This window comes from Sphingomonas oligophenolica, assembly GCF_006438955.1.
In the GTDB taxonomy this organism is placed as follows: Bacteria; Pseudomonadota; Alphaproteobacteria; order Sphingomonadales; family Sphingomonadaceae; genus Sphingomonas; species Sphingomonas oligophenolica_A.
The window spans coordinates 1-7,462 of record NZ_RCZK01000030.1; the positions used below are offsets into that span (position 1 = coordinate 1).

General features: G+C 58.2%; 6 protein-coding genes and 3 pseudogenes. All 9 read right to left on the minus strand.

What is annotated here, in order from left to right; genetic code table 11:
- Positions 1 to 511, minus strand: a pseudogene (gene tnpC, locus EAH84_RS15380) (IS66 family transposase); the annotation flags it as partial.
- Positions 512 to 567: 56 nt separating this feature from the next.
- Positions 568 to 921: pseudogene (locus EAH84_RS15385) on the minus strand (DDE-type integrase/transposase/recombinase); the annotation flags it as partial.
- A gap of 57 nt (positions 922 to 978) precedes the next feature.
- Entirely contained in the window at positions 979 to 1,701 is a 723-nt protein-coding gene (locus tag EAH84_RS15390) for an IS6 family transposase (protein ID WP_140872855.1), read from the minus strand.
- Positions 1,702 to 2,095: 394 nt separating this feature from the next.
- Entirely contained in the window at positions 2,096 to 3,073 is a 978-nt protein-coding gene (locus EAH84_RS15395) for a hypothetical protein (RefSeq protein WP_140872856.1), read from the minus strand.
- 181 nt (positions 3,074 to 3,254) lie between these two features.
- Positions 3,255 to 3,500 (minus strand): DUF6984 family protein, encoded by a 246-nt coding sequence (locus tag EAH84_RS16670; protein ID WP_425326470.1) that lies wholly within the window; start codon positions 3,498 to 3,500, stop codon positions 3,255 to 3,257.
- A gap of 231 nt (positions 3,501 to 3,731) precedes the next feature.
- Complete coding sequence (locus tag EAH84_RS15400; RefSeq protein ID WP_140872857.1) at positions 3,732 to 4,244, minus strand: hypothetical protein; 513 nt, start codon at positions 4,242 to 4,244, stop codon at positions 3,732 to 3,734.
- A gap of 104 nt (positions 4,245 to 4,348) precedes the next feature.
- Positions 4,349 to 4,930 (minus strand): hypothetical protein, encoded by a 582-nt coding sequence (locus tag EAH84_RS15405; RefSeq protein WP_140872858.1) that lies wholly within the window; start codon positions 4,928 to 4,930, stop codon positions 4,349 to 4,351.
- A gap of 234 nt (positions 4,931 to 5,164) precedes the next feature.
- Entirely contained in the window at positions 5,165 to 6,730 is a 1,566-nt protein-coding gene (locus EAH84_RS15410; RefSeq protein WP_140872859.1) for an amino acid permease, read from the minus strand.
- A 379-nt stretch (positions 6,731 to 7,109) separates the two neighbouring features.
- Positions 7,110 to 7,462: pseudogene (locus EAH84_RS16000) on the minus strand (TadE/TadG family type IV pilus assembly protein); the annotation flags it as partial.

Genomic DNA, 7,462 nt, shown 5'->3' on the forward strand with positions numbered 1-7,462 from the left:
GGAACAGCGCGTTGTATCCGGCATAAGCGTCGGCTTGCAGGATGCCGCCATAGCCGGTGAGATGCCCAACCGGGTGCTCGGCGCGGCGGGTCCGCGAGTAATGGAACAGCGCCGCTGGCGGTGCCGGACCGCCGAACGGTCGGTCATCGCGAACATAGGTCCATAGCCTCCCGACATCGGCCTTGGTCTTCGCCAACACCGGCACGGTCGTATCGTCGCCATGCAGTCGCTCGGCGGCGAGCACGTGCGCTTCGATCAGCCGATGAAGCGGCCGCAGCGCGGCAGCGCAGGCCCCTACCTGATCGGCGAGTGTCGACAGGCTGATCTCGACGCCTTCACGGGCATAGCGGTCGCGCTGACGGTTGAGCGGCTGATGCGTGCCGAACTTCTCGAACATGACCATCGCCAGGAAGCTCGGGCCGAACATCCCGCGCGGCGTCGCGTGAAACGGAGCGGGCGGCTGGGTCACCGCTTCGCACGCGCGGCACGCGAACCGCTCGCGGAGGTGCTGTCAGTCTAAAGCGAACTCGTCTCTCCACGATGGAGTCCGATCTTGAGGGCATCCGCCTAGCTGGCAAGGAGTTGCCACTCGGCCAGTGCGGCCGAGCGGCGTTCCTTGAAGGTCTGGCGATCAACGAGATGGCGTTCGAGATTGAAGTGATTGTGGACGTTGGCGTGGACGGAAGCGAACTTCTGTAGCGACTTCATTCGTCGGAACCTGAGCATCGCTCGCTCGCGTCGTCGGAACGACAGGTGGCTGTTCTCGCACCTGTTATTGGCCCAGCGTCCCACCTCCTGCTTGTCAGCATTCCCCAGCTCTTTCATCGCAGCGCGGTAGGAGCGTAGGCCGTCGGTGGTGATCGCTTCAGGCGAGCCGTGACGCTTCAGCGTCTTTTTCATGAAGCGCAGTGCCGGTGCTGTCAGTCTAATGCGAACTCGTCTCCACACGATGGGGCTCGGGCATAGGGTGGCGATGCCTCAGCTCAAGACTTTCTGCCACTCGGCCAGTGCGGCCGAGCGGCGTTCCTTGTAGGTCTGTCGATCGACGATGTGGCGTTCCTGGTTAAAGTGATTGTGGACGTTGGCGTGGACCGATGCGAACTTCTGTAACGACTTCATTTGTCGGAACCGCAGCATCGCCCGCTCTCGTCGTCGGAACGGCAGGTGACTGTTCTCGACCCGGTTGTTGGCCCAGCGGCCCACCTCCCGCTTGTCGCTGTTGCCAAGCTCGCTCATTGCGGCGCCATACGATCGTAGGCCGTCAGTCGTGATTGCCTTTGGCGATCCATGACGCTTCAACGCGCGCTTCATGAAGCTGAGCGCAGCTTCCTTGTCACGCCTCTTCGTGACGAAGCTCTCGAGGATTTCTCCCTCCTGATCCACGGCGCTCCACAAGTAGACCATCTCGCCATTCAGCTTCACGTACATCTCGTCGAGATGCCAGCGCCAATGGCGGAACCCACGCATCCGCGAGACCCGCTGGCGGCGGATGTCGCTGGCGAACAGCGGCCCGAACCTGTTCCACCACATCCGCACCGTCTCATGGCAGAGATCGATGCCGCGCTCGAAAAGCAAATCCTCGACGTTGCGCAGGCTGAGAGGATATTTCACGTACATCATCACCACGAGGCGGATCACCGCGGGCGACGAGTTGTAACAGCGGAAAGGCGATGGCGGCTTGGCTCTCGATTTGCGGCTCATCGCCCGCAGCTAGCACCTGCCTCGTTCGTCTGACAGAGCCATCCGGTTCGGTAGCTATGCCCTCAACCGCCCTTTCCCAAAGGAGAACGTCGAACGGGAAAGCCGGGGTGGGACGGTTGTGTCGTCGTTGCTGAGAGAGCACCTTCCCAAAATCTTTTCCCGATTGCGTTTTCCCGAAATTGCCTGCCGGACATGGAGAAATAGGGGCGGCCGGCTCGAATGGTCGGTTTTGGGGTCAGCGCAGACCGATGGAACGACCGGGAGTGGGCGGTTCCGGTCGGCAGGTTTCCGGCCTCAAACCTGCCGGTCGGCTTTCAGGCGGGCCGCAAGGCCCGATGTTGCGGGAACGGTTAAAGTTGGTGGAAAGCGGAAAGGCAGCTTTCGGAGGCATCGGTTACTTAGCTGACGGTTGCCCGGAGACGGGTTCGCTCGCGTCCACTGCCGGTGGAGAGGCGCTGACTTTACCCAACCAGAAAATTCCATCGTAGTCAGGATCGATGGCAGATCCTGGCAATGCTCCCAATTCGATAAACGTAGGTCGCCGCAAATCCGTAAGACCCCGAAAGGGGTAGCTGCCGCATGCGATATCGTTCGCCGTAATCGGCAGGCCCAGTCTAGGCGTTACACCGCGTTTCAATTCGCAATTCCAGGCTGTTCCGCCCGCGGTTAGCATATTGAGCGTGACTATCGTTGAAGGCGACCCCAGCCGCATCGCCATAGGCTCGAAAGCTGCACCAGAACGCTCGATCGGGCGTTTACGGGCATGGGCATTACCCACCAAAACGAGGACACGGTCGTACGAGTGTGCTGCCGCCGCAATCCGAATGTTGTCCGCCTGTGCCGCCTCATGCGCTCCCTGCCCGGGCAAATGTGAAAATTGGCGGCTCTGTGCCTCGTCCCGTGCGCCATTGAACGCGACTATGTCGATCGACTGACCTCGATGTGCCAATCGGTGGAGCCGGAGGAGGAGGTGTGACATTGCCTCACTGCTGGTGCCGTCATCCCGGTCAGACCAACCTGCCCTCTTCAATGCGCCAGGAAACTGGGCGTCCGAAAGGCTCCAGGTATTCTGCAGGATAGCATTTTCAGTTGAGGAATGTTCAACAGCAACAAGGACCCGTTCGCCACGTGCAGCCAGCGCACATGCTACATCACCAACAAAAGCGGGCGCCTGCTGCGTTCCATGTGTTTCACCAAATATAACAAAGTGCGGCTTGCGGGCCGCTACGGCGTCCCAGCCCGGCGGTAACTGACATTCCCGCGTCTCGTGACGTATTGGCACTAGGTGCTTTGATATAATAGCGTTCGAATTAACTGACGTGCCTGCGATCGAGGTGGTCATGCAGGCAATGACAGCAAACCCGGTTTTCATCGAACTGCTCCTGATCAACGCTAACGACTGGACTGGACCACACCGGCGGCAAAGAATCAACTGAACGGACGACTGCTTCAAAGCGATGAGTGGGGCCGCTTTAATGGCCATTACTGGGCGAACCCGGCCCGGCGGCTTTAATCCCCCCTCCAATCGCCAGGCGAACGGCCCGACCTGATGGTTAACTGCCGTTCCGCGCATCATGGGGCGAAGAAAAAAACGTGGGGCTCGTTATCCGGATGAGGGGTGCGAAATCAACCTTCCACATGTCCAGTTCAAAGAGATCGCCCTCTTTATCCAATAGAAGAGACGCTTCTACCGATACGCCGTCAGCATCGGAAAAGAAGCACTTACTAGCGATTTGTCCCATTGAGCGATGGAGCTTTGAAGACACGAATGATAGGCTGCCCATACCGCCGTCCTCCATTTATCTAATGCGAATTTCAGGTAGCAGCGCATTGACCGATTTCATTAAATTTCAAAGACAGGTGAGAAGCTCGCGTTCTTCATCTCGTAGTGGTCGGGCGGGTGTCATCATAGCTCGCATTGTAGAGAGTGCGCGCCAACGTCCGCAAGTGGTGGAAAGAGGACTGGCCGCTTTGATTTGACGAACCCTAGTTGCCGATCGTGCAAGCGGCCGAGCAGGGAACGTCTTGGCTCACCGGCCAGCCGTTATGAATACATAGTCGGGTTGAACTGCGGCATCCGTGTAGTGCATGATCCGCGGATAACCTCGGCCAGGCGGCTCCTGATCGTCTTCATGGACAAGGTAGCCGACAATGCACTTGCTTCGTCCTGCCGAACGGTAGCCGCGCAGCTTTATCCCTACTCGACCGTGGAATTGCGACACCGTGTCTGAATACAGGATCGATCGATCCGCTGAAACCTCACCACACAGCGTGAGCCGATATCCAACGAAAGCGGGCAGATCGTCCCGCACAGCGTCAATGGGAGGATGATTGCCGACCGTAACCGCACCGAGCAAAATGAGCGTAGCAAATATCGCCATACAACCGGCAGCTTCTGGCCGATTGTATGAACGGCCGCAACCAGACGGTGCAAGGACGGCCTCGAACGTCCGGTAGTGGGGCGCTTGCTGCCCGACCGCTTTCTTCGCTTGCGCCCCCGTGCGACGTCGGGAACGGCGCGCACCTGGCTTCAGAAGGATCATCGATGACGCCGACACTCTACGGTATCCGCAATTGCGAGCAAACGCTGGAGGTTGTAGACAAAAATGGCTTGGGTATTTTGTTAGGGAACGTCCGAGGTTGGTGGTTAGCTGCCGGTCAACTCGGCTTCGCATAGAGACGGCTCGATCGCTTTCTTGAGAGCAATTGCAATCTTCGTATCTCGAGAAGTCCAAGCTCCCTGCGAAAAGCCGAGCAAGTCCATAGAACTCGATTGTCTGTTGCTGATCACGAGGACGCTATTTTCGGCCAACCAAAAAGAATGATGGCGCACAACCTCTGCCTTGAAGAAGGGTTCTCGATCAGGCCTCTCGTCAATGCCGCTACGAAATTCCAACCCATCAGCCGCAGCGAATTGGTGAATGGATAGTGCAAGGCTGTTCCACATCGCCCGATGCACACAAATGCTTCCGAGCACTGCGGGTTGTCTGCTTGGGAAAATACGGTCGCAGGCCGTGGCCCCGACCGCCATTGCGAACAAAAAAGCCGCTTGGATGCTCTTCATTCCTTGATCATAGCAGTCGAGCGCGAATGTCTGCAATTGGGCGCTTGCCGACCGACCGATTTTCCTCCCATTTGCCGCCGTTCCGCTCTGGGGTGAAACGGCTAGGCGCCGAGGGACCGAACGGGGAGAAATGGTGGCAAGCGGATCGCCGACGACGTTAACCACGTTCGCGCTCCGAAACGCGAGCAAACACTGGAGGTTGTAGACAAAAATGGCTTGGGTATTTTGTTAGGGAACGTCCGAGGTTGGTGGAAAGCGCCCAGGCCGCTTTCGAGAGTGGCGTGGTCGAATCCAGCCCGTCCCCAGTGTCAAAACCGCCCGGGTACGGCGGTCTGACAAATTACCTGGGGTTAGAGTGCCAAGCGGGCGCCCGAGGCTTTCTCGTTCCTGAGCAATAAATCAGTGCGCGCCCGGTATCTCTGGCTCCAATCCAGCTTGATCCATGCTCACCACTTCAACAATCCCACGACCCAGATGGCTGCGACTACGACTGTAGCCAAAGTATATCATCAGCCCGACCGCTCCCCATATGGGCAAAACAAGCATCGCAGCGAACGGAAGGTTGACGAAGAGGAATATACAACCCGCAATGGTCGCGGGACCAACCAGCCACAAAGCAGGCGTTCTGAAGGAACGTTTCCGGTTTGGCTCTCGTTTGCGCAACAGCATCACAGCAATCGCGACCATCATGAACGCATAAAGCGTTCCGGCGTTCGCGATATCTGCAAGCTGCCCGACCGGCAGGAATGCAGCTGCAAGCGATACCGCCAGACCAGTAATTATTGTGACTACATACGGCGTTTTGAAGCGCGGGTGTACTCTGGATAGCATATCCGGCAGTAGACCGTCTCGTGACATCACGAAAAAAATCCGGGTCTGGCCGAACATCAGTACCAGGATCACAGACGGCAGCGCAATAAAGGCGGCGATCCCCAACATGTTGCCCACAGTCGTAAAGCCAATTTCCCGCAGGACGTGGGCTAGAGCCTCCTTCGAACAAACCAACGCTTGGGCATATTGCGGCAAAGCACATTGCCGTGCCAGCTCTTCCGAACCGGCTGGCCAAGGCGTTCCGTCTGGTCCCATGATCGGCTGACCGCCAATTGTTCCGATCGCCCCTGCCGCAACGATAATGTAGAAAATTGTGCAGAAGAGAAGCGACCCGATTAAGCCGATCGGCACATTGCGCTGCGGATTTTTGGTCTCCTCCGCTGCTGTGGAAACCGCGTCAAATCCGACATAGGCGAAGAAAATCGTCGCGGCGGCGCCAACAGCGCCCACGCCAGAGCCAAAACCGCCGAACACGCCAGCGGGAAGAAAGGGATTGAATTGCGCAGCTTGCACCCTCGGTAGCGTCAGGACGACGAAAGCGGTCAAGGCGGTGACCTTGATCGCGACCAACACCGCGTTGACCTTCGCGCTTTCACTCGTCCCAATCACCAGCAGAAACGTAATTAGCAGACCGATAAATACGGCTGGGAGATTGATCAGTCCTCCGGGCGAGCCTCCTAGCGCGAGCGGGCCGGCGGCGAGCCAGGGGGGCAACTGAATCCCCAGGAATTGCGTCAGCACTGTGCCTTGAAAATAATCAGACCAAGTGACCGCTACCGCAGACGCTGCAACGGCATATTCCAGCACCAACGCCCAACCGACTGTCCACGCAAGCAGCTCGCCCATCACCGAGTAGGTGTAGGTGTAGGCCGATCCGGCCACAGGTATCATCGCCGCGATCTCGGCGTAGCACAACGCTGCCACGACGCAGATCGCTCCCGCAATCGCAAAGGCGAGCATTAGGCCAGGGCCCGCTTTTTGTGCGCCCGCTGCGGTAAGCGCGAAAATCCCAGTCCCGATGACGCAACCTATCCCGAACAGCGTCAACTGGAACCAGCCCAGCGTTCTTTTGAGCGACTTTTGCTCGGCTGCGGCAAGGATAGCGTCGAGTGGCTTAACGCGCTCGAATCTCATGAATGTTGTCCCCGGCGACGATTGATCCTGCGATGCGCAGAAATCGAAGGTTACAGCGAAAAAACGCGAACACAATCGATGGATGCTCCGCCGATCTGAAAGTGGCAGCTTTCACGATCGTGTGAGCCGGTCGGCTACGACCGGAACTGGGGCGTTAGCGGACAGGCCGCTTTGAGTGCCTACCCCCTAGTGAGCGAAGCTGGACAAATCGGGAACAATGCAATAAAGAGCATTAGGTGATTGTTTGGCCTCGAATGTCAGCAGGTGGCAATGTCAGCGTCGCGAGCCATTCATAGGGGAAGTGTCAGTTTCCCTAACCCGGCAGCTCAAAATACGTCACCACCAATCCACCAGATGCCTTGACTTGCGATTATTTCGATCAGCAGGTCGACTTGGCGACGTTCTCGTTATTGTAAATTTGCGACAGGTCGCGGCGATCGCGCACCGCCATCGACGCGATCTCGGTGATCGTCGTGCTGGGCGCGCGCGAGCCGAGTCCGATCAGCGGTTTGTACTCATAATACACTTCGACGAACATCGTCGCATTGTCGGGCTGCGCTACCGCCAGCTGGCCCGCCGGGCCGATGCCGTCGAGGTTGGTTTGACCCGCGGTGCCATAAGTGGAGGCGTGGGCGGTCTTGCTGCCGTAGCAGCGCTGCCAGACGATCTTGTATTTGTTGGTCGTGTTGGGATTCGCGACCGGCTCCAGATCGGAGATAATCACGCGCCCAC